Below are 21,237 nucleotides of genomic sequence, written 5' to 3' on the forward strand. Positions count from 1 at the left end.
GTAATAAAATAAGATCAATAGCACAAGCCATTTACTAGATTTAAGCATCTAATGATAGAAAAGGATGTGAATACATGAGCAACAATCCGTTTAAGGGATATCGGATTACGAGTTCATTTGGCTACCGTATTCATCCTGTTTCTGGCGGACAGACATTTCATCGTGGAATCGACCTCGTCACAGAGCCATGGAATGGGCCCATACATGCATTTATGGACGGGACTATACGTTTTGCTGCTGAAGGAGCTACAGGCTCAGGATTCGGTGGTTACGGGCTTACGGTTGCGGTACAGGATCACAGAGGCTACTTGCATTGTTATGCTCACCTTTCCCGAATTGCAGTAAAAGTTGGACAGCAAGTGAAACAAGGGCATCTTCTTGGCAACCAGGGGAGCACGGGGGAAAGCACGGGTCCGCATGTGCATTATGAGGTACGTAAAACCAGTACCCCTTCGTATGGATACACGGCTAGTGAGAATGGTGTTGTTGATCCAGGGATCTATTTGCAATCTGAATATAGTTCAACGGTTGAAGGGCAGGAGGGGACCCCGATGACGATGGAGGAAAGAGAGCGGTTAACAGCGATGGAGAAGATACTGGAATCCCAGTCGACCTGGATCCAACAGCAGAAAAACATTTATAGTATGGCTTGTCCGTCTTGGGCTGAGGAAGCTTATCATTATTACCAACCATTTATAATAAACGATACAGGCAGTTATGATTTTTGGAGATTGCTTGTCATCATGTATCGTAAGGAGAAGGGAATCAAGGTCTCTTCCACTTCCTCAAGTTAATTAACAGATAAGGAGTAAAAGTGAAGCTTGTTTTTTAGGCAAAGCAGGCAGACAACCATTTATTGAATGTTGCCAGTTCGCCCGGTTCATTCAAACGCAAACGTCATATGTTAGGGTATACCTGATGAAGAGGAGGCAATCACATGAGCGAAGTTGGATATGGCTGTGGTGGCAACGTAGGCGGCGTAGGCGGCGTAGGCGGATACAATATGTTCACAAACACGGGTGCGATCTTGGTACTGTTCATTCTGTTGGTTATCATCACTAAAGCATTCTGCGTTTAATCTGATATGAACGAAGTGGAATACAAAAGGGAAGCTTTAACGGCTTCCCTTTTTTTCACGTGCATACCTGAATGCTAATGACTTACTGGATATAAATTTCAACGATAGCTACATCTCTTTCCTTCGCTAAATCAATGAAGGCTGTAGAGGTCTGGACGAGTGGGCGGAAGTAATCCGCAGGGTTGTTCAAGACGATCAGACCGGTTTCGCCGGTCGTGAGAAGAACCCTTTTGCCAATAAAATTGGGTAGCATGTGTTTGATGAGTTCCTGCGTAACTTCAGCATTCAACTGACCGAAGCTGAGGCTGTACAATTCGCATAGCACGGAGATTAGTTCTTGCTTGGTCTGATACACCCGATTGGTCGTCATTGCGCTGTACACATCGGCTACAGCCGTTATACGGGCAAATGGGTGGATCTCATCGCCTTTCAGTCCGTAAGGGTAGCCGCTTCCATCCTCGCGCTCATGATGCTGGAGGGCAACGGTTGCAAGGATCTCGTCCTGAGTGGACTCTTTGACAATCTCATAACCATATAACGTATGTTTCTTCATTTCTTCGAATTCTTCGGGCGTTAACTTGCCCGGCTTATGTAACATTTCAGAAGGAATCTTGGACTTGCCGATATCGTGAAGATACCCTGCTTTGGCTACGGTGAGACATTCCTCAGGGTTGTAGCCCATCCAGCCGGCGATATAAAAAGCGAGCATTCCGACTTGTAAGGAATGGTTGTAGGTGTAGTCGTTATCCCCGTCAAGCATCAGCAGCAAGGAGACAACGTCCTTTTGTTTTTCAAGCTGTACCGTTAGGGTTATTAAAATCTCATCGACCTGAGTCTCATCAATAAACCCCTTCTCTATCGCTTGTTCAAACAGAGATTCTGTACCTTTGATCGTATCGTTAAACAGGTTAGTTAACAGACGGGTTTGATCGGAAGGTAAGGTTTGTGCATCAGAGTGTAGGTCAGATGTTGTATGTTCTACATCTGCGTAATCGATTCCGTGCTGCAGCAGCTTGGCAATATCATCGTCGCTGAGTGAGGAACCTTTCATCAGCATGTGGAGACCCGAACTGTTGTACACATCATTTTTTAACAGGTCGCCAGTTTTAAGATCAGTAACATGCACTCTCACGTATAAACCACCTTTTCCTCGACTAATATCGACACATATGATTATAATAACAAGAAAAAAATGGGTTGACAACGACTTATTTACTAATTTCGTCACCCATCGAACAGGTCGAATGACTAGTTATTTAATTGTCCGTGGGGTTCCAGGGTCCTAGTTGATGACCTTTCCACTCGGAACCATCCTCCCATATTTCTTTTTTCCAGATGGGGACATTCTGTTTGAGTCTTTCGATCGCGTAACGGCTTGCATCGTAACAGTCATTGCGATGAGGGGAGGAAACGGCAATAACAACGCTGATCTCTGCTATGTCTACCTTCCCAATCCGATGGCTAATCGCACATTTTACGCCTGGCCAGCGTTCATTGATTTCACTACCGATAGCTGCCATCTGAGAAAGTGCCATAGGTACATAGGCCTCATATTCAAGATAAACCGTTCGTTGTTGTCCGGTCATTTCACGGGTGGTGCCAACAAAGGTAAGGGCTGCTCCATGGTTTGCAGTGATGACGAGCTCCGTTGTAGCTTCCACGGACAGTGGGGACTGAGTGATCAGGAATAATCCGTCATCCGTACGATGCTCAGGATGGGAAGAATGATGTCCGTCACCATTCAAATGGGTACCATCTCCTCCCGATACAGGGGGGATTAAGGCGAGTTCATCCTGAGCCTTGATTATAATATCGGCAGAAGCATACTGCTGGTTTACTGCCAGAAAAGAAACACGTATTTGAGCAGCCGCTTCAGGGTAAGCAAGGCCCAGTTTTTCTTTTAATTGCACAGGAGTCGGATCAGTCCCGGGGTATTCATATTCAAGCAGGGATGTGCCCAAACGTTCAGCGATCCCTGCAAATAGTTGAATTGTTAATTTCATGGGAATAACTCACCTCTTTTTAATTCTCTAAACCCTATAAATATATCATAACGACGCGGAAAATGTTATGCTTATCCATTAGAGGAATGTACGTTATCGACGATAAGAGGGAGGCGGTGTGATGAGCACCAAGAAGACGCAAACATTAACGATTCTACACACCAATGACATCCATAGTCATTTTGGCTCCATGAGCTCCATCGCCGCCATGATCGGACACGAGAGGGAACAGGCTGGAGAATTTCTGGTAGTGGATATCGGAGATCATATGGACCGGATGGCAGTTGAGACGGAGGGTACCCTGGGGGCGGCCAACGTGGATGTCATTAATCTGACCGGTTATGATGCGATAACGATCGGAAACAACGAAGGACTAACATTTACACCCGAACAACTGGCGCAGTCTTACTCTGGACTTCTGTGTCCTGTTGTCTGTGGAAATGTTGTGGACCAGGCTACGGGCCGGCCACCAGTCTGGATGAAATCCTCTCTCATTCTGGAGAAGGGGCCATTTCGCATCGGTCTGCTTGGCGCTACAGCACCCTTTACCGCTTTTTATGAATTGTTGGGTTGGGATGTATTGGAGCCAGTAGAATCGCTGAGCGAGCAAGTTGAAGCTTTGCGTCCTCAGGTGGATGTAGTCGTTATCTTGTCCCATCTGGGGCTCTCAACAGATCGCAGATTGGCCGAACAGATCCAGGGCATTGATGTCATTCTGGGTGGACATACACATCATGTACTGGAAGAACCATTAGTCATTGGTCAGACGGTGCTTGGAGCGGCAGGCAAGTTTGGCCAGTGGCTCGGTAAGGTGGTACTGAAGCGGGAATATGAAGCGAACGAAATAACACTGGTGAGCAGCGGCTGTGTTCCGGTCCAGAACATGTTGCTCGAAGAAAACGTATCGCTGGCTATAGATACACACCGGACGGAAGCCGAGCGTGTGCTTGGTCAAACAGCCGTTATTACGGACAGGACGCTGACCATTGATTACGATCATGAGTCTCCGTTTGCGTCATTGCTTGCCCAGGCAGTTCGTCAGTTCACTGGAGCGCAGTTGTCTCTTGTTAACGCCGGGCAACTCCTTGGAGATCTTCCGCAGGGGAATATTACGAAGGGAATGTTACATTCCCTATGTCCATCTCCCATTAATGCCTGTACAATATGCTTGAATGGAATTCAGATCCGGGAGGCAATGGAGCAGTCCTTGTTGTCAGAGTTTTCACGTAAACCGATAATCGGATTTGGATTTCGTGGGGATATTTTAGGAGCATTGTGCATGGATGGAATGGATGTGGAGTATGACCCCCATTCGCCTCCACACGAGAAAATCCGTGCCATATATATTGAGGGCGAGCCGATCCGTGATGAACATGAATATGTGGTAGGAACACTCGACATGTTTACGTTTAACGTAGGTTATCCGTCTCTTGCTCTTGGAACGGATACAGCGTATCGACTTCCTGAATTCATACGTGACCTGCTCGAAACGGAATTGAAAAGGCCAGGGGCGCTGGATGATAGCCTGCGATCCCGTTGGCATGAAATCTAACAAGTACTTGCCTTCTGCTGAAGCGGCGGCTAGTGGAAATTACATCTACGGAGCGGGAGAGGATAGGCTGTGCGTTTAGTACATATAAACCTATTGCAGCCTGGCATGAAGCTGGGGAAACGAATTTATAGTGAAGAGGGTTTGGTTCTGCTCAGTGAGGGAGTGGAGCTGACCAGTCGGTTGATTGGACGCCTAAAGGACCTGGGAATTGGATATGTGTATATTTCGGATGCCGCAACAGAGGATATTATCATTCCGGATATGCTGCAGGAAGAGACCAGGCGCAGAGCGCTGGTCGAGATCAAACAGCAGTTTCAGAGTATGTCGGGTCTCAAAATCAAAAGCCGAATCCCACACTTCGGAAAAGCACTTAGCGGGTTAATGAATACGATTCTGGACGACATCGGTAGTCAAAAGGAAGCGATGATTATGCTGATGGATATGAACGCCAGTGATTTTGATCTGTATAATCATTCTCTCAATGTATGTGTGTATACGCTGGTTCTTGGTGTGGCATCGGGCTATACTCGGCAGCAGCTAATGGAGATTGGACTGGGAGCTCTGTTGCATGATATCGGTAAAACACAGATCGCTCCAGAGATTTTGCACAAGCCTGCCAAATTAAGCGATGAGGAATTTAAAATCATACAGCAGCATACTACATATGGACATCGTATTCTCAAAGATGAACCGGGTATACCGCTTCTTGCTGCTCATTGCGCATTACAACACCATGAACGGATTGATGGCAGCGGCTATCCTTTTGGTTTGAAAGACAAAGAGATTCACGAGTATGCCAAATGGCTGGCCCTTGCCGATTCGTATGATGCGATGACAACCAATCGGGTATACAAACAAGCCTTGCTGCCACATCAGGCCGTGGAAGTATTATACACGGGTTCAGGGACACTATATGAACAGCGAATGCTGGAGAAATTCCGTGACTGTGTAGCCATTTATCCCTTGGGTATTTCCGTCACGCTAAGTACGGGAGAGATCGGGGTTGTTGCAGACATCCATTCGCGCGTGCCACAACGACCGCGTATTCGTGTTCTCAAGGATGCAGATGGACAGACATTAAGTGCACCCTATGAGATCGATCTGTCTACAGCGTTGTCTGTTATGATTACAGGTGTGGAAGGTGTGGAAGACACTACGCCAGCTCCGGCTCGTGGTGATTTATTTTGATATCCTGACGTCTAATGGATAATGGGTCAACGCTCATATCGTAATATCAGAGCCTAGCCGGCCTGATATTACGCGGGCGTTTTTTGTCATGTAATGGTCAGAGCATGCTCATGCCAGAGCGCAAGAAATTGTGCTATGATTAAAATTAACTCCAAAAGATGAAGACGGGGTATGTTGTAAATAAAACTTTTTAGGTTAATAAAAGGAATAAGGTGAAGAACAATGACCATGCTAAACTCAGGATCGGTAGAGCCGATGCCTTTATCGCCGACTAATGATCCTTGGGATCCGATCGGCTCTTTGCGTACATATGGACGCCATGTGCTGACCAGTGTAGAAATGACCGTGACTCATCTGTGCAATATGCGCTGTGAGCATTGTGCGGTAGGAGATATGTTAACGATGCGCGAAGCACCTGCGCTTCCGTTGCCTTTGATGCTTAAAAGGCTGGATGAGGTTGAGCACCTTCAGACGATCAGTCTGACAGGCGGTGAGCCGAGCTTCAGCCAGAAGACCGTGGATGAGATGATCATTCCGCTCCTCAAATATGCCAAGGAACGGGGCATTCGTTCCCAGATCAACTCGAATCTGACGCTGGATTACCGTCGGTACGAGCAACTTCTGCCTTATCTGGACGTTATGCATATCTCATTCAATTATCTGAATGCCGATGACTTTCACCAAGTCGGGTTTGCCAACAGTGGAAGACCTGTAAAGCGGGAAGTCGCGGTGAAGATGTATGAGAAAATGATTGAAAATTCCCGTAAACTCAGTGAAGCGGGCATGTTTATCTCTGCGGAGTCCATGATTAATTTTCGTACCCATGACAAGCTTGAGGGCATTCATCAGTTGATCCGAGAGATGGGCTGTGTCCGTCATGAAGTGCATCCGATGTATAATTCGAATTTTGCTTCTGCGCTGCCGGTGCTTTCTCTTGATCATATGAGAGCGGCTATTCATCGTTTGCTGGATGTGCGTGACAAGGATATGTGGATGCTGTTTGGTACACTTCCGTTCTTTGCATGCAGTGCAGCGGAGCAGGATCGCGAACTGATCAACCGCCTGTATAGCGAGCCTAAAGTTACGGTTCGTAATGATCCCGACGGTCGTAACCGTGTTAACGTCAACATGTTCACCGGGAACGTGTATGTTACCGACTTTGCCGACATCCCGGCGTTTGGCAACATTCGTGACCGGAAGCTGGATGACGTATTCCATGAGTGGTCGGCGGAACATCCCTTGAATCAGACAGTGAACTGTCATTGTGATGCTGCTTCTTGCTGCGGTCCGAATCTGCTGGTTGCAGATATGTATTATAAAGGTGTGGATTTCAAATCGAGAAAAGCAATTACACGTTGATATTCCAGGTGTATTCCTGAAATAGATAGAAAAGGGGAGTTTCGACTTGGGTATTCATACCGAATTTCATCTCGGGCAGTTGGTATTTAATCTGGTCTGTGTGTTTCTGCTCGTATTTTTGAATGGCGTATTTGTCGCAGCGGAATTTTCTCTGGTCAAAGTTAGACAAACGCGCCTCACTCAATTACAGAGTGAAGGGAATAAGTTGGCTGGTTATGCACTGAAGGTGAATGGTAAATTGGATGCCTATCTATCGGCAACCCAATTCGGAATCACGCTGACATCGCTGGGGCTTGGTTGGCTCGGTGAACCGGCCATTTCCGAATTGCTGGTCGAGCCTCTGATGTTCAAGCTTGGTGTAGCGGATACAGGACTTATATCAACGGTATCGGTCATCATCGGTTTCTGTATCATTACGTTTCTGCACATTGTGCTGGGTGAGCTTGCGCCCAAATCTCTGGCGATTCAAAAAACAGACGGAGTGGCTTTGCTGCTATCGGCACCGTTGCTGTTATTTTATAAAATTTTCTTCCCATTCATCTGGGTACTGAACGCATCAGCCAATGCACTGCTGCGTTTGGCAGGCATTGAACCCGCCAGTGAAGGGGAGGCCCATTCGGAAGATGAGCTTCGCATCTTGATGAAGCAAAGTGCGAAGAGTGGTGTCATCGACAAAGATGAAATCAAACTGATGGATAACATCTTTGATTTTTCGGATATGCTGGCACGTGAAATTATGCTGCCACGTACGGATATGGACTGTCTGTATACTCATATGTCGCTGGAAGAAAACCTGAAAATCATTAATGCAACGAAGCATTCTCGTTACCCTGTGGCAGTTGAGGATAAGGATGAGATTATCGGATTTATCCACATTACCGATCTGCTTCTGGCTGAACCAGACCAGCAGCATGATCTGGCTGCGCTTGTTCGTCCGATTCTGAATGTTCCTGAATCGATGGAGATCAGTCATGTACTTCGTCTGATGCAGAAAAAGCACTCCCAGATGACACTGGTGGTCGACGAATATGGCGGTACAGCCGGCTTGCTGACTGCTGAAGAGATTTTGGAAGAGATCGTTGGTGATCTGTATGATGAGTTCGAAGATGAACGTCCGCATATGGAGCGTATTGGAGAAGCCTTTTCCATCGATGGTCGTTCCCTGATTGAAGAGGTCCATGAATGGACTGGAGCTGTCATTGAGGATGAGGAAGTCGATACGATAGGCGGCTGGCTGTTCAAGGAATTGGAAGGCAGTGCGATCAAAGGCAAAACACGGGAGCAAAACGGTTATATCTTTGAAGTGGAAGAATCGACCCGACTCCGAATTACCCGAGTGAAGGTATATAAGCGACCTGATTCTGAAGAAGATAAGGTGGAAATGGGAGAGAAGGAACTAGGTTCGATGCAGGATGATGATCGTGAACGTAACAGGGACTGAGTATTGATGAAATAATTATTGATGCACATGGCCGCCATATCCATTGAAGTGACCTTTGGACACTGCCCAGCGGGGTGAGTCGTTCGAAGGTCTTTTTTTGCGTTCCGCTAAATATGGAATTAACTTGGGGGACAGCGGCATATGGTTATAGAGACGGGAAATGAAAGCTTGTAAAATAATGCGATGTGGAATGTACCAAATCAGTGATGAAGGAGGCGTTGTTCTGTGTCAGATCCGCAGCTTCGTGCTTACGCCCCTTTTGTGGGGCCGTTTGATCCATGTCCACCGAAGGCGATTCGGACGTACCTGGTTCCTCCGCAATTGTTTATCCCATTTCAGCCGATGGGCTGGCCGCAGTTTAGTCCTGCAGAAGCCTTAAGAATTGGAACGTTGTGGCCTGCTTTATACAGTCCTTATACACCCGCGAGCTCGAAGGGAAGGAAGGTGGAAGGAGATGGAACCTGAAGCACCCAAAGCCTGTGATGCAAAATACTATGAACTACTGGAGGAACTTCAGGCCCTGGATTTTGTATTGGTTGAGCTGAATCTGTATCTGGACACTCACCCGGGTGACTATCAGAGCATTGAGCAATACAACAAATTCAGCCAGGAGCGGATGAGGGTGGCGCATGAGTTTCAGCAATTGTATGGACCGCTGATGAACTTTGGGCATGCGTTCTCCAAATATCCGTGGGAATGGTCTCAGACGCCATGGCCTTGGCAAGTGTGATATAACATCCTCGGGTTTCCTTGCAGTCGTTCCAGGCTGGGAGCTCGAGGGATCGTAACAGGTTGGATTTGATTTAAAAGAGGAGGCGTCTGCATGTGGGTGTATGAGAAAAAATTGCAATATCCCGTTCGGGTCAGCAAATGTGATCCTCATATGGCGAAATTGCTGGCGGAACAGTATGGGGGCGCAGACGGAGAACTGGCGGCTGCCCTGCGGTATTTGAACCAGCGGTATACGATTCCGGACAAGATTATCGGGCTGTTGAACGACATAGGCACGGAGGAATTCGCTCACTTGGAAATGATTGCCACCATGATCTACAAGCTGACAAAGGATGCGTCTGTGGAACAACTGGAGGCAGCGGGGCTTGGGCCGAACTATGCACAGCGCGACTCTGCCCTGTTTTATACGAATTCCTCAGGTGTTCCGTTTACGGCAGCCTATATTGCTTCAAAAGGGGATCCTATCGCGGATTTGTACGAGGATATTGCAGCGGAAGAGAAGGCACGGGCTACATATCAGTGGTTGATCGATCTGACCGATGACGTGGATCTGCAGGACAGTCTAAAGTTTCTGAGGGAACGGGAGATTGTACATTCCTTGCGTTTCCGAGAGGCGGTGGAGATTCTGAAGGATGATCGGGAGACAAAGAAGATTTTCTGAAAGCAGGGAGAACCTTTTTTTGGCTAAAAAGGTTCTCCCTGCTTTTTTTTTGTATTTAGCGTACCAAACTCTCAGTATTCAACGACCATGGCAACATTTTGCCACCCGGCGCCAACGGTCCAGAACAGCACTTTATCACCACGCTGAATTTGGCCGGATGTAATGGCTCGATGCAATGCAATAAACGGACTGCTGGTTGAGGTGTACCCAAACTCGTCTCCGATGTAGACGGCAATATCTTCGCCGATGCCAATGTTCTCGGATACAGCACGTATATTGCCAATGGATAATTGGGAGAAACAAGCGGCTTTAATCTCGTCTGCTCCGATCTCATTACGACTCAGCAGCGTGCGAATCGATTCAGAGGCAGCACCTACACAGATGGAATCATCAAACGGTATGAATTTTACATGGAAGGCACCTGCGTCAACACCGGTTTGGCCCAGTTTGGCAAGACCTTGTGCCGGGAAGAGGGAATTGCCGTACACACAGGTATCGGTCTGATAGATCGAGTCAATAAAACCGACAGCCTGTTCGTCCCGTTCAACAATGACAGCTGCTGCTGCGTCCCCGAAGTTGGCGAAGTATACAGGATCGTCTGGACTGGCATGTGGAGCAACGTAATCTGAGCCGATAATTAAAGCACGACGAATTCTGGGATTGCCTAGCATCTGGCGGCTAACCTGTTCAAAGGCTGCGGTCATGCCCGCGCAGTTGGCATTGCTGTCAATGCAGATCGCATGGGATGCCCCGTTAATCAGACGATGAATCATTAAGGAATTCGTAGGAAAGATGTATTCCGGCGTTTGACTTGCATAAGCAATCAGATCGATATCGGCACCGGTGAGTCCGGTTTTCTCGAGGAGATTACTGGCGGCCTCGAAGGCCATGCTTAGTGAGTTTTCATCATCGTTGTCAATTTTGTAACGTGTATCACGCCCAAGTGCCTTTAACAATCCCCGGATATCTAAACCTCTCGCATCAAAATGTTCAATGTAAAAATCATTGCCTACCTTGTTCGTTGGATGATAGATATCGATGTCTACAATACGAATTCCGGCCATCTTCATTCTCCTCCTGAGCGGATGGGTGAACCCACAGCTTGTCCGCCTGGTTTATTAAGTAGTAACCGTGGAGATAATCTCGAGGTTGTCCAGTCCGACAGACCGTCCAAGACGGGACAGCTGCATTTTCAGAATGGCGTTATTCTCAAGCGTCAACACCACTTTTTTATATTCGTCTTTTTTGAACATCTGCAGGCAGCCCTCAAGAAGAGGTACAATTTCAGGAGCAGTGACATTTAACTTTTTGCAATCGATATTCAGATGATACTCCTTGGTGTTGAGGGGAGCGATCGTATCCTGATAAGCCGAGATGGAACGCAATCCGTCTTCTTGAGAAAAAGAGCCCTCCAGTTCAATGTTTAACACCTTGTTCGGAACGTCAGTCTTCAGTATAAAATTTCCCATGTGTGTTCTCTCTCCTTTAAATGAGTTAAGGCTATCCTGCTAACAGAGACACAGGCCATAAGGCCCTTGCTGAGTGCTTCTGAGATGTGAACTGATTCGTAGGATAATTTAACCATATTATAAAGGTAGGGATGTAATAAGATCAATAAAAAAGTCGAATTGTGTATAAAAATGTAGAAGAGTGAATTATTGGATTTCATCCAGTGTAGCGAGCAATATATTAAAAGCACTGATGATTCGTGGAGCGCCAACACAAGGCGCCAGATGCAGCAAAATCCCTTTGAGCTGATCCACGGTTACACCCACACTTAGCGCCATTGCATAATGAACCCCCAACTGCTCATACTGCCCCTGTGAGATCAGTGAGGAGATAATCGCAACTTCCTTCCATTGATCGGTAATGGTTGTACGCTGAAAAATATCCCCGTAAGCCGTTCCCATAATAAACTCGGCGAGCTCAGGGAACTGATCCTTTATCGGTGCCAGTGCTTTTGCACCATATTCACCGGAAAGTTTTGCAAAACGCTCCAATCCTTGAGTCACTTGTTCACTCATGCTATGTTCCTCCTAATTCAAAGTCACGGTACGGTGAGCCGTGGGTGGAATCTCGTCGCGATCGGTAAGAAGCTCAATTACAGTAACCTGGTTCAGCTGCTGCGCGGTCTGGAGGGCAGAGGTGAATTCGGCTCGTGTTTCCGCTCGAAAAGCAACAGCACCGAGGGACTCGGCAAACTTTGCTGCATCCACGGGAACTTCAAATAAAGTACCGTCGATTCGGCCTGTTGTTTTTTCCATGCCTTTCAGTGCCATATCCAGCTGTTTATTGTTTACGACGATGAAGATGACTGGCAGATTGTTGCATACAGCTGTGTTAATCTCAGTTCCAAGCATCATAAAGCATCCGTCACCAGTAATGCATACGATGGTTTCTTCCGGCGCGGCAGTCTTGGCCCCAATAGCCATGCCGATGGCATTGCCCATGCAGGCAAAGTAGGCGTCAAACACAAAGCTGCCGGGTTTCTTGACTTTATATCGTTGAACCGCATGAAAACCATGACTGCCATCATCTACAAACAGCTTATGATCATATGGAAGCAGTTCACTCATTTCTTCCAGCACGGAAGCCAGGGAAAGGTTCGGCAGATCCGGGAGAGGTACGGTGTAATCCACAGTTGGCGTTTCTCTTGGAACAACAGGTTGTTCTGTCAGTGTACCGAGCAAAAACTGCAAGTTGTCCTTCAAGTCGCCAGTGATATGTAAGGTTTGAGCGTTAAGTATTTTACCAACGAATGTAGGATCAGCGTCGAATTGAATCAGATGTGCAGGATGGTTTTCAGGCTTCAAATTACAGATTGTCATATCACTTAGACGTGAACCGAGTACGATATAGAGATCACTTTGATTCAGTAGTTCATCTGCATGAGGGAAGCCACCAACACCGCAAGGCCCATGATAAAGGGGATGATCCCAGGCAATGGCACCTTTTCCTCCAGGAGAAGTAATGACAGGAATATTGAAATGTTCGGCAAAATGGAGCAATTCATCATGAGCTCTGGCGCGGCTGACACCTTTGCCTGCAATAATTAAAGGATGACTGGACTGTTGAAGTAAGGGGAGGATACGATTCAGGTTAGATACGCTAATCAGGGGTTCAGGTTCCGGGATAACAACCCGGAAGTCAGCAAGCTGTTCGGTTTGTACATCAAACGGAAGACAGAGATGGACCGGACCTTTGTTGGGACCGAGTGCAATGGAAAGGGCATGATTCAATATGGTGCTGAAATGATCACCACGCTCCACCAGTTTGCTGAAGAGGGTGGCAGGACGGAACATCTCCGCCAAATCAGCCAAGTAGGAAGAGGAGTCCTGACATTGCGGAAGCCCCAATTCCTGAATGGATTGATGACCCGTAATAAACAGGACAGGTAAGTTATTGGCCTTGGCATGGGCTGCGGCGGTGAGCAAGTTGGTTCCGCCCGGACCAGAAGTAGCGAAGGCCACACCCAGTTTTCCTGTTTGGAGGGCATAGCCCGATGCGGCAAAGCCTGAACTGGATTCATGGCGACCTGGAATGAATTCCAAACCGTAATCGACCATTTTCAGGACAGCAGGACATATGGATTTTCCGATAATACCAAAGACATGAGTAACGCCTAAATTACGTAGAGCTTCTGCCAAATAGTCCGCAACTGTTCTCATGCGGGACACCTCGCTTCACAGAATAGGTTTTTGGACCCACAGGTCAAGTTCCACTTTTGGAGTGTATGTCGTTGTCTAAGGTTGTAAAAGGAAATAAATCCTTGTTAATAGGAAGAGTAGCTTTTTTTGTGGTTTTTTGTCAACCGATTTTATGAGTATAAGTTCCTGATTCTTAGGTTGGAAACGCTTAATGTCCTGTCCCATATGAGAAAATAAATTGGTTATATATTCCTGCAACGAATTCCTTATTAACATTATTTGTGTAATTAAATGTAAAATAATGTAGAATGTGATGGATTTATTTTGTGTGGATTCAATTAGGATCGTGTGCTTTTCATTTCGCATCCGTGCAAGGATTGGCAATGTTATGCTTTCTGTTATACTGAAATTTGATGGGAGTGAATTGAATGACAAAGATAAAAATGGCCGTAATTGGACTGGGCAAAATGGGAATACATATGATACATCAGGCAACAGAGGCAGAACTATCCGAAAAAGTAGAGATTGTAGCGGTGTGCGATTCCAGTGAGGGAAATTTGACATCGTTTGCTTCCTCTCATCCTGAGACGAAGACGTATACGGATTTTAAGCAATTGCTCGACACACATCCGGTTGATCTGCTGTACATTGCAGTTCCACCTAAATATCATTATTCCGTCGTTATGGAGGCACTAAAGCGCAAGATTCATGTATTCTGTGAGAAGCCACTGGCAAACAGCGTGGAGGAAGCGAGAGCAATGCTGGAGGCGGCCGAGAAGGCCGATGTAGTACATGCAATCCATTTCTCCATGCCGCATGAACCGTCAGTAGTGAAGTTGCAAGAATTGATCCGTCAGGAAACGATTGGTGAGATTCGTAAAATCGATCTGATCCTGCAATTTCCTCAGTGGCCTCGAGCGTGGCAGCAAAATGCCTGGATTACAAGCCGCGAGCAGGGCGGATTTATTCTTGAAGTGGGGATTCACTGGATTCATATGATCCAAAATGTGTTTGGTGCTATACGCGTGATTAGCAGTCAGGTTCAATTTCCTGAAAATACAGGTGAATGTGAACATGAAGTTCAGGCTGCGATGGAACTGGAGGATGGAACACGAATCCAGTTAAATGGGATTGCTCATTTTGCAGGTGAAGAGCGTGTATCCATGGTGGTTTACGGTACAGAAGGGACGATTGCTTTGGAAAACTGGGATCAACTATGGATTGGACGCATCGGAGAGCCGCTTGATCCCGTCGTAGTCGAGGAATCCTTAAGCCAGCTTCCGGTACTCAAACACGTTATTGCTCGTATTCAGGGCCAATCTGCCAAAATATACGATTTCAACGATGGCTATCATGCACAGCTTGTCCTTGAAGCGCTGCGTAATCCGGATCAATCCTGATCCCAAGAAGGTGCTAAGCTATAAGAGGATTCGTGTTAAAACTGATGCGGTATCCTCAACTACGGCGGTTACTTCGTTAGTAATAACATAACCCCGTTGGCCTGTTTCCATATCCACCATGTTCTTTTCAATCTCATAAGTCAAGGCGTGTTTATTCATATTGTGATCTACGAGAAAATAGCTCAAACCAATCTTATAAAAAATTTTGAAGGTCCTGTGCTTTTTCATGTTTGTTATTCCTCTCCTTGGGGTATATGTATTTGTCGAAAAAACCTGAATGTAGATGTTGTATAACGTTGATGACAAAGATGTTTTACATTGCGCGGTTTACACTGCTAAACGTTTATGTTTATCATGGAAGGGGAACGATTCCGAATACATATCCCAATCCGAAAGGAACATTGGACATGACTAAAGAGACAGTATTGCGTAAACCGGAAGCAATGATTTTTGATATGGATGGTACTTTGTTTCAGACGGAAACTTTGTTGTTGCCAGCCTATCATCAGCTGTTTGATACATTGCGTTCCGAAGGGCATTATGAGGGAGAGACTCCTCCTGAAGAACGAATGCTGGGAAGCCTGGGGATGTTGCTAGAAGATATATGGAAAGTGGTTATGCCCGAAGCTTCAGTTGCGGCCCATCGACGTGCAGACGAACTGCTGCTTCAGTTGGAGATTGAAGGGCTGGATGGGGGAAGCTCGCAGCTGTACCCACAAGTAAAAGAGACGCTGGAAGCGTTGAAAGAACAGGGCGTGCGGTTGTTTGTCGCCAGCAACGGGCTGGAGGACTACGTTAAAGGTGTGGCCTTTGCCCATGAGATCATGCCGCTCTTTGAAGGCGTGTATAGCGCAGGACAGTACATGACCCCTTCCAAAGTTAACTTGGTTCAGATCCTGCTTGAGAAGCATCGGATTCAGGATGCATGGATGGTCGGGGATCGCTCTTCTGATGTGGAGGCAGGCAAAATGAACAACCAGACCGTCATCGGCTGTGCCTATGCAGGTTTCGGACGGGATGAAGAACTTGCAGGATCAGATGTACTAATCTCTGATTTTACGGAACTGCTTCGTTTGTATCGGGAAGCTGATTAGAAAAAAAACTGACCACCCCAAGTCCATTCGGATGTTGGAGTGGTCAGTTTTTTGGTTCAAGTAAAATTCGTTTAATTACCAATGAAGTCTGACGGTCATAACCGGGATCTTCTGGTCCTTTTGAGGGTGGCAGATTTACCTTTTACACGTTTGACTGGTTTGGTTACCTTCACGCCACGAGGGGGACGGCTTGCATTTGCATGGTTGTGGTACACCCACAAGGCGTACTCCAGTGGTTGGGTGATCGATTTGGAATAGATATCCTTCTCATCAATGCGGGCAAACACCTCACGCGCAGGTTTCGGATTCACTTCAAGCAGATAGATGTGCCCACTCTTATCAATCGCCAAATCCAGGGCCAATTCACACAAGTTGCCATAGGTATTTTCCAGAAACGTGGCTACATCAATCCCGAATTTCTCGGCCGTTGCGTTAATTTCTGCTCGCTGCTTCTCATCCGTGATCCATTGTTTCATCAGTTTGTGCATCGCTATGGCCTGACCACCGCCATGCAGATTGGAGGTAACACTTTTCTCCGCACCCATCCGTCCTGCACATCCGGTCAACTCCCACTGTCCTTCACCGTTCTTCTGGACCAGCATTCGATAATCATGAACACGGCCATTCGGAAGCTGGAGTTGAATACCCTGTTGAACCAGGTATTTGTCTTTCATATTCCAGTTCTGGAGAAGTGAACCCAGGCGTGACAGATGGACTTTGCGCGGGGTGATGATCCGTCGCTTCTGGTCCCGTCCCTGTACCAGAACCGTGTTGGCCTCACTACCACTGCGTTCGATACGAAGAATACCTCGTCCTCCCGTTCCATTAATAGGTTTCAGATAGATGAGTGAGGAGGCTTTCAGCATTCGATTCACATCGGACATATCCTGAAACAGAACGGTATCTGGCAGATGTTCACGAAAGGCTGATTTTGCCGAGAGTGTCTGATGAATCGTCCATTTATTACGTAGTGGACGGTTTAGAAAGAGAAGATGCCCGTATTTTTCCCGAAAGGCAAGCAATTGCTGGAATCTGCGATTGCGCTGTATGCGGCAGCGGTCGAAGATGACATCCGGGAATGAACGCCATTCCCGGGACCAGCCTTTTTCCGAATGAAAGACCATTGCCTCAATCTGTTTGCCTCCTGGATGTACATCGGCAGGTGTGAACACATAAATATCGAGTCCCCGCTTGCGCCCTTCAAGGATCATTCTGCGGTATATGCTCCGTTCTTCCAGAGCGCGATGTTCATTTAAGTACAACGTCATAATGCCCAGAACAGGTGAGGACACAAACAATCACCTTCTTTAGCTGTTATTCCTGTTCATCATCGTTTGGACTGACGGGCAAGGTAGGCGCTGTACTGGAAAATACGTTCCAATGACCTCCGCCGAATCTGCGGTTCATCGAACTTCATCGGCTTCGCATTCGCTTCAAAGAACCAGATCTCGCCCAGATCGTCAACGCCCAGATCCATAGACATTTCACCAAGCGTATGCCCTGAGCCTCGTTCCACTTGTCGCGCGATCAACAATGAAGTGGATTTCACACGTTTCATCAATGAATCCGACATTTCTTCCCCAAACAGATCAGTGAGCAGCTTTTCAGGGTCCTCCACAGTGCCTCCACGCGGAACGTGGGTGGTAATGCTTCGAGAGCCGGCGAGACGGGCGCCAATGCCGGTTACGCTCCACTGACCTTTGCCGTTTTTCTGCACGAGTACCCGTAGATCAAATGGACGCTTGTGTGATGATGCCAGTTCAATGCCCTGTTGCATGATATAAGGCGTGTGTCCGGTCTCCTTGCGAATCCGGGTCCATAACTTGGCGATTGTAGTTGTCTTGTATGTGGTACTCTTACGGGTGCTTTGTATTTTAAGTCGGTAAGGCAGGCGCTCTTTCGCCTGGAACTTGAGCATCATGATCCCTTTGCCAGCCTTACCGCTCTCGGGTTTCAGATACAGGTAGGGATGTGACCTCAGCACCGTACCCAGAGCGGAGGCCGTTCGCATCCGGCGAGTATAGGGGATCAGGTGCTGGGTGGATTTGGATTTCTTAAGCCATTCGAACAGATTCCATTTATTGAAGAAAAACGGGTTATACAGTTCAATGCCAGAATGCATGCATTCTTCAATCTTGCGCTGTACTGAAGGTTTGCGTTCATCTTCCCGGTTGGGAATCCGATTATAGAGCACATGGGGAATAGGGAAGGACTGTGAAGTCCATCTCCCGCTTCCATTGTTGTACGTGTATCCTTTTACAGTGGGGCCGCTCACGTTTAAATCCCGTACAGTCACGACGTACACCACATATCCCATATTTTCGCCCGTCTGCACAATATCCAGGAAGTTTTGATGGTTTCCTCTGAACATCCGTCGATCATCATGCATGGTCAGGATAGCAATAACGGGTCTAAAATCATCCTGCAAGCTCATCAAATGCCGTCTTTCTTCCGGAATTTGCTCAAATACAGGCAATGTTCCAGGATGTGCTCCACCGATGATTTTCCTTCCAGCCGCAGTGAAGGGTGACGGAAAATGGAGCGGCCGGGTTTGGCGTTCGCTTCGAACATCCATACATGTTCCTCCTGATCAATGCCCAGATCAAAGCCAATCTCACCAATTAGATGCTGGTGCTGGGTTTCAATCGCCTGGGCCAGTGTTATTGCGACAGATTTGGCATGCTGAAGCACTTCTCCAGAGCGGTCACCAAAGTTGCGCTTGAGAGCCTGCTCAGGTGTCATCAGGGAGCCGCCGTTTTTGATATGTGTGGTTACACTGCCGCGACCAGCTTTTTTGGCGCCGATGCCAACGACGACCCATTGATTGTTGCCATTCTTGTGCATGTGGAAACGAAAATCAATAGGGCATTCGTCAATCTCAATAAGCCGGATGCCTTGTTGAACAACATAACCGCGAAGTTGTTTGCCATGTCTGCCTTGAAGCATGCGCATCAGGCTGTTAAATGAGCCGAAACGCAGAAGTGCGTTGCCGCTTTTTTTGCGATATCGGGCAAAATATCCACGTTTGGGCGAGTAGGTCAATCGGTAGATGCCATTGCCCAGACTGCCCGCTGTAGGCTTATAGTAGACAAACTGATGGCGCTCGAGCATCTCTCTCATCTGTTCCACCGTCGGATTGGTGATGGACTCAGGTATATATCTCCCTGCTGCCGGGTCATTCTCCAGCAAATTGTAGATATCTGATTTGTTAAAGAAACTCCAGTTAAAGAAAGGGATTTTGCGCCGAATGAATCGCTCCCTCAGTTGGTTGATCGCTGGTGAGAAGTCGGAGCGGCGGCTGGGCAATCGGTTGTACACGACATCTGGCAGAGGTACCGTTTTCCGACTAAAGCTTCCATTGTCGTTAAGGAAAAAACCGGACACCGTTTCGTTCTGCCAGTTGATATCTTTTGGGGTGAACGCATAGATATAGGATTTACGGCTGCCTTCGCGGAGCAGTTGTTTGATAAAACCGGTACGGGAACCAAACGGATTGGAGCCAGACGAAGGGCCGTCAGACAACACGCCGATCAGTGGACCCAACTGGATCTCATCGTTCTGCAAGTTGCGGAGGTAGATGCTGCCTCGTTTCGGAACGTTCATCAGATTGCGTATGCCCGAAGCAAGATAAAGATGTTTGCCAGCCTTTTTGATCGGTTTGATGGTTGCGGGCACCCGGTCACGGCCAAACCGCAGATGAATCGTTTTTTTGCCGGATAGATTTAGGCTTTTCATTAATGCGTTGGATACATAAACCACTTTATCCGGCTGCTGTGTGAAATGCAGATTGCAAAAGGTCAAACTCATGATTTATCCTCCTATCCTGAAAAGATCCTTCGGCTCCATGGCAAGCGGGGCGCTGCGTGCCTCAACCGCCGTGAATCGGGATGGGTTTCAGGCCAGCTGTGCTGGATGTATTCGGCATTTTCAATGGACGCTTCACGCCGTGAGAACATGTTGTTGCAGCAAATAACGGGCATAGGCAAGCGGCCTAGTGTAGGTCAGACTGTGCATATGGGGGTCACCCGCCTCTGCGAATGAGGAACGTCCCGGTCTGGAGTTCACTTCAAGCAGCCAAAGGCGACCCTGAACATCTGCTCCAAAATCAATACCCATTTCGGCAAGTCTGCCAAAGCGGCTTTCCAACATGGTAGGGATGCGGGCAGTAGCTTGCCTAATCGTCTCCAACAGAACGTTGGATTGCTTGCTCCCATATCGTTCCAGCAGATAAGGATGCACAGGGTACGCCTTTCCCCCTCCATGCAAATTGGATGTGAGTGAGCCAGCTGGTCCTTCCCGTACCATACATCCGGTTAGAGACCAGCGTCCTTGCCCATTTTTTTGCACCAAGGCCCTAATGTCGAACGGTCGTCCATGATGACTCAGTTCCAGATACGGCTGTAAGATCATCTTTTTACCGGCCTTGTGTGAATCCAGCCAGGCAGAGACATCCTGGCGACGCTCAAATGTACGGTGAATCAATTCATTGCGAGTATTTCTGCCCTCCATAATCCAGGAGGTGTGGTGATTTTCGCGATAAAGGCGAAACGTATCTTTACCATGGGTACCCGATACAGGTTTGAAGAAAATGCCTTTAGGCCAGCGCTCCAGCCATTGCTCCCATAAGGTATCTGACTGAAGCAGCATCGTAGGCGCAAGAAGAGCACGCAGTCTTGTATCAGTAGACAAGGCGCGATATACCTTCCATTTACCGGGTAAGGAAGCAGACCAGTAACGGGCATGGTGTCCGTTGCCCGAGGAAACTAGCTGCTGAAGCTGTTGTTTGAATGTTCTGGGGAGCGGCAGCAGACAGCGGTCCATGATCAGGTCCACAGCAGGAAGAGGCACGATGTTCCATTCTCCTCTGTCGAATGCATAGACCTGTGTGAGCCGGGATGCGCTGAGTTTATTCGCTACGGCCAGCACAATGATATTGAGGCCGTAACGGTGGCTTTCCAAACTGAGACGACGACAGAAGAGTTCATCCACGAAAGGAGGCGAGCCTTCTGTTGCCCGAACTAGGATGGCTACTGTGTTTGTCTGATGTTGCAGGAACATTCCGCTGCACCTCCTCTAATGGAT

22 protein-coding genes are annotated in these 21,237 nt (G+C 47.5%); 11 read left to right on the forward strand and 11 right to left on the reverse strand.

The window, feature by feature from the left end:
• Nucleotides 1-74 precede the first annotated feature (74 nt).
• Together ACFVQB_RS00175 and ACFVQB_RS00180 are read left to right on the forward strand one after the other, a co-directional pair.
• Nucleotides 75-794, forward strand: a complete 720-nt coding sequence (locus ACFVQB_RS00175) for a M23 family metallopeptidase (RefSeq protein WP_379434331.1) — start codon at nucleotides 75-77, stop codon at nucleotides 792-794.
• 143 nt (nucleotides 795-937) lie between these two features.
• Nucleotides 938-1,078 (forward strand): hypothetical protein, encoded by a 141-nt coding sequence (locus tag ACFVQB_RS00180; RefSeq protein ID WP_017689533.1) that lies wholly within the window; start codon nucleotides 938-940, stop codon nucleotides 1,076-1,078.
• 82 nt (nucleotides 1,079-1,160) lie between these two features.
• Here ACFVQB_RS00180 and ACFVQB_RS00185 read toward each other — a convergent pair whose 3' ends face one another.
• Both ACFVQB_RS00185 and ACFVQB_RS00190 read right to left on the reverse strand, forming a co-directional pair.
• Nucleotides 1,161-2,210, reverse strand: coding sequence for an HD-GYP domain-containing protein (locus tag ACFVQB_RS00185; RefSeq protein ID WP_379434332.1), 1,050 nt, complete (start codon nucleotides 2,208-2,210; stop codon nucleotides 1,161-1,163).
• 124 nt (nucleotides 2,211-2,334) lie between these two features.
• Nucleotides 2,335-3,081: a molybdenum cofactor biosynthesis protein gene (locus ACFVQB_RS00190; protein WP_379434333.1), complete on the reverse strand. Its 747-nt coding sequence runs from the start codon at nucleotides 3,079-3,081 to the stop codon at nucleotides 2,335-2,337.
• Nucleotides 3,082-3,202: 121 nt separating this feature from the next.
• On the opposite strand from ACFVQB_RS00190, the gene ACFVQB_RS00195 reads away from it, so the two are divergent.
• From ACFVQB_RS00195 to ACFVQB_RS00225, 7 genes are all read left to right on the forward strand, one after another.
• Complete coding sequence (locus ACFVQB_RS00195) at nucleotides 3,203-4,633, forward strand: bifunctional metallophosphatase/5'-nucleotidase (protein ID WP_379434334.1); 1,431 nt, start codon at nucleotides 3,203-3,205, stop codon at nucleotides 4,631-4,633.
• A 69-nt stretch (nucleotides 4,634-4,702) separates the two neighbouring features.
• Nucleotides 4,703-5,821, forward strand: a complete 1,119-nt coding sequence (locus ACFVQB_RS00200; protein ID WP_379434335.1) for an HD-GYP domain-containing protein — start codon at nucleotides 4,703-4,705, stop codon at nucleotides 5,819-5,821.
• 222 nt (nucleotides 5,822-6,043) lie between these two features.
• Nucleotides 6,044-7,180 (forward strand): radical SAM/CxCxxxxC motif protein YfkAB, encoded by a 1,137-nt coding sequence (yfkAB, locus tag ACFVQB_RS00205; protein ID WP_379434337.1) that lies wholly within the window; start codon nucleotides 6,044-6,046, stop codon nucleotides 7,178-7,180.
• A gap of 52 nt (nucleotides 7,181-7,232) precedes the next feature.
• The gene (locus ACFVQB_RS00210; RefSeq protein ID WP_379436193.1) at nucleotides 7,233-8,621 is read left to right on the forward strand and encodes a hemolysin family protein; all 1,389 of its coding nucleotides are present in this window, start codon (nucleotides 7,233-7,235) and stop codon (nucleotides 8,619-8,621) included.
• 225 nt (nucleotides 8,622-8,846) lie between these two features.
• Complete coding sequence (locus ACFVQB_RS00215; protein ID WP_379434338.1) at nucleotides 8,847-9,086, forward strand: spore coat associated protein CotJA; 240 nt, start codon at nucleotides 8,847-8,849, stop codon at nucleotides 9,084-9,086.
• Nucleotides 9,076-9,351 carry a spore coat protein CotJB gene (locus tag ACFVQB_RS00220; protein WP_063564297.1) on the forward strand — a complete coding sequence of 92 codons (276 nt, stop codon included), beginning with the start codon at nucleotides 9,076-9,078 and terminating at the stop codon, nucleotides 9,349-9,351. The genes ACFVQB_RS00215 and ACFVQB_RS00220 overlap by 11 nt, the downstream gene beginning before the upstream one ends.
• A 93-nt stretch (nucleotides 9,352-9,444) precedes the next feature.
• Entirely contained in the window at nucleotides 9,445-10,014 is a 570-nt protein-coding gene (locus ACFVQB_RS00225; RefSeq protein WP_099854743.1) for a manganese catalase family protein, read from the forward strand.
• A gap of 71 nt (nucleotides 10,015-10,085) precedes the next feature.
• On the opposite strand, the gene ACFVQB_RS00230 is transcribed toward ACFVQB_RS00225, so the two are convergent.
• From ACFVQB_RS00230 to ACFVQB_RS00245, 4 genes are all read right to left on the reverse strand, one after another.
• Nucleotides 10,086-11,078 carry a 3-oxoacyl-[acyl-carrier-protein] synthase III C-terminal domain-containing protein gene (locus ACFVQB_RS00230; RefSeq protein ID WP_379434340.1) on the reverse strand — a complete coding sequence of 331 codons (993 nt, stop codon included), beginning with the start codon at nucleotides 11,076-11,078 and terminating at the stop codon, nucleotides 10,086-10,088.
• A gap of 54 nt (nucleotides 11,079-11,132) precedes the next feature.
• On the reverse strand, nucleotides 11,133-11,483 hold the full coding sequence (locus ACFVQB_RS00235; protein WP_379434341.1) for a hypothetical protein: 351 nt from the start codon (nucleotides 11,481-11,483) through the stop codon (nucleotides 11,133-11,135).
• 186 nt (nucleotides 11,484-11,669) lie between these two features.
• On the reverse strand, nucleotides 11,670-12,038 hold the full coding sequence (locus ACFVQB_RS00240) for a carboxymuconolactone decarboxylase family protein (protein WP_113051693.1): 369 nt from the start codon (nucleotides 12,036-12,038) through the stop codon (nucleotides 11,670-11,672).
• A 12-nt stretch (nucleotides 12,039-12,050) separates the two neighbouring features.
• Nucleotides 12,051-13,682, reverse strand: a complete 1,632-nt coding sequence (locus ACFVQB_RS00245; RefSeq protein ID WP_379434343.1) for a thiamine pyrophosphate-binding protein — start codon at nucleotides 13,680-13,682, stop codon at nucleotides 12,051-12,053.
• Nucleotides 13,683-14,089: 407 nt separating this feature from the next.
• Here ACFVQB_RS00245 and ACFVQB_RS00250 point away from each other — a divergent pair, with 407 nt between their 5' ends.
• A complete protein-coding gene (locus tag ACFVQB_RS00250; RefSeq protein ID WP_379434344.1) occupies nucleotides 14,090-15,061 on the forward strand; it encodes a Gfo/Idh/MocA family protein in 972 nt (323 codons plus the stop codon).
• A gap of 18 nt (nucleotides 15,062-15,079) precedes the next feature.
• Here ACFVQB_RS00250 and ACFVQB_RS00255 read toward each other — a convergent pair whose 3' ends face one another.
• Nucleotides 15,080-15,289: a CHASE3 domain-containing protein gene (locus ACFVQB_RS00255; RefSeq protein WP_379434346.1), complete on the reverse strand. Its 210-nt coding sequence runs from the start codon at nucleotides 15,287-15,289 to the stop codon at nucleotides 15,080-15,082.
• A gap of 179 nt (nucleotides 15,290-15,468) precedes the next feature.
• Between ACFVQB_RS00255 and ACFVQB_RS00260 the strand changes: the two genes are divergently transcribed.
• Nucleotides 15,469-16,155, forward strand: a complete 687-nt coding sequence (locus tag ACFVQB_RS00260; protein ID WP_379434348.1) for an HAD hydrolase-like protein — start codon at nucleotides 15,469-15,471, stop codon at nucleotides 16,153-16,155.
• A 95-nt stretch (nucleotides 16,156-16,250) separates the two neighbouring features.
• Here ACFVQB_RS00260 and ACFVQB_RS00265 read toward each other — a convergent pair whose 3' ends face one another.
• The 4 genes from ACFVQB_RS00265 to ACFVQB_RS00280 form a co-directional block, all read right to left on the reverse strand.
• Nucleotides 16,251-17,447 carry a YheC/YheD family endospore coat-associated protein gene (locus tag ACFVQB_RS00265; RefSeq protein ID WP_379434350.1) on the reverse strand — a complete coding sequence of 399 codons (1,197 nt, stop codon included), beginning with the start codon at nucleotides 17,445-17,447 and terminating at the stop codon, nucleotides 16,251-16,253.
• A gap of 35 nt (nucleotides 17,448-17,482) precedes the next feature.
• Nucleotides 17,483-18,589 carry a YheC/YheD family endospore coat-associated protein gene (locus tag ACFVQB_RS00270; RefSeq protein WP_379436196.1) on the reverse strand — a complete coding sequence of 369 codons (1,107 nt, stop codon included), beginning with the start codon at nucleotides 18,587-18,589 and terminating at the stop codon, nucleotides 17,483-17,485.
• Entirely contained in the window at nucleotides 18,589-19,962 is a 1,374-nt protein-coding gene (locus ACFVQB_RS00275) for a YheC/YheD family endospore coat-associated protein (protein WP_379434352.1), read from the reverse strand. Before ACFVQB_RS00275 ends, ACFVQB_RS00270 begins: the two co-directional genes overlap by 1 nt.
• Before the next feature lie 132 nt (nucleotides 19,963-20,094).
• The gene (locus tag ACFVQB_RS00280) at nucleotides 20,095-21,213 is read right to left on the reverse strand and encodes a YheC/YheD family endospore coat-associated protein (RefSeq protein ID WP_379434354.1); all 1,119 of its coding nucleotides are present in this window, start codon (nucleotides 21,211-21,213) and stop codon (nucleotides 20,095-20,097) included.
• Nucleotides 21,214-21,237: the final 24 nt, after the last annotated feature.

The sequence above is a fragment of the Paenibacillus sp. NPDC057886 genome (genome assembly GCF_042796655.1).
Classification (GTDB): Bacteria; Bacillota; Bacilli; order Paenibacillales; family Paenibacillaceae; genus Paenibacillus.

What these genes read in the sequence shown, in the direction of transcription:
- ACFVQB_RS00280 (WP_379434354.1), bottom strand. Translation starts at nt 21,213, where the DNA reads ATGTTCCTGCAACATCAGACAAACACAGTAGCCATCCTAGTTCGGGCA.
- ACFVQB_RS00260 (WP_379434348.1), top strand. Translation starts at nt 15,469, where the DNA reads ATGACTAAAGAGACAGTATTGCGTAAACCGGAAGCAATGATTTTTGAT.
- ACFVQB_RS00275 (WP_379434352.1), bottom strand. Translation starts at nt 19,962, where the DNA reads ATGAGTTTGACCTTTTGCAATCTGCATTTCACACAGCAGCCGGATAAA.
- ACFVQB_RS00180 (WP_017689533.1), top strand. Translation starts at nt 938, where the DNA reads ATGAGCGAAGTTGGATATGGCTGTGGTGGCAACGTAGGCGGCGTAGGC.
- ACFVQB_RS00270 (WP_379436196.1), bottom strand. Translation starts at nt 18,589, where the DNA reads ATGAGCTTGCAGGATGATTTTAGACCCGTTATTGCTATCCTGACCATG.
- ACFVQB_RS00250 (WP_379434344.1), top strand. Translation starts at nt 14,090, where the DNA reads ATGACAAAGATAAAAATGGCCGTAATTGGACTGGGCAAAATGGGAATA.
- ACFVQB_RS00230 (WP_379434340.1), bottom strand. Translation starts at nt 11,078, where the DNA reads ATGGCCGGAATTCGTATTGTAGACATCGATATCTATCATCCAACGAAC.
- ACFVQB_RS00220 (WP_063564297.1), top strand. Translation starts at nt 9,076, where the DNA reads ATGGAACCTGAAGCACCCAAAGCCTGTGATGCAAAATACTATGAACTA.
- ACFVQB_RS00225 (WP_099854743.1), top strand. Translation starts at nt 9,445, where the DNA reads ATGTGGGTGTATGAGAAAAAATTGCAATATCCCGTTCGGGTCAGCAAA.
- yfkAB (WP_379434337.1), top strand. Translation starts at nt 6,044, where the DNA reads ATGACCATGCTAAACTCAGGATCGGTAGAGCCGATGCCTTTATCGCCG.
- ACFVQB_RS00190 (WP_379434333.1), bottom strand. Translation starts at nt 3,081, where the DNA reads ATGAAATTAACAATTCAACTATTTGCAGGGATCGCTGAACGTTTGGGC.
- ACFVQB_RS00195 (WP_379434334.1), top strand. Translation starts at nt 3,203, where the DNA reads ATGAGCACCAAGAAGACGCAAACATTAACGATTCTACACACCAATGAC.
- ACFVQB_RS00175 (WP_379434331.1), top strand. Translation starts at nt 75, where the DNA reads ATGAGCAACAATCCGTTTAAGGGATATCGGATTACGAGTTCATTTGGC.
- ACFVQB_RS00235 (WP_379434341.1), bottom strand. Translation starts at nt 11,483, where the DNA reads ATGGGAAATTTTATACTGAAGACTGACGTTCCGAACAAGGTGTTAAAC.
- ACFVQB_RS00255 (WP_379434346.1), bottom strand. Translation starts at nt 15,289, where the DNA reads ATGAAAAAGCACAGGACCTTCAAAATTTTTTATAAGATTGGTTTGAGC.
- ACFVQB_RS00240 (WP_113051693.1), bottom strand. Translation starts at nt 12,038, where the DNA reads ATGAGTGAACAAGTGACTCAAGGATTGGAGCGTTTTGCAAAACTTTCC.
- ACFVQB_RS00245 (WP_379434343.1), bottom strand. Translation starts at nt 13,682, where the DNA reads ATGAGAACAGTTGCGGACTATTTGGCAGAAGCTCTACGTAATTTAGGC.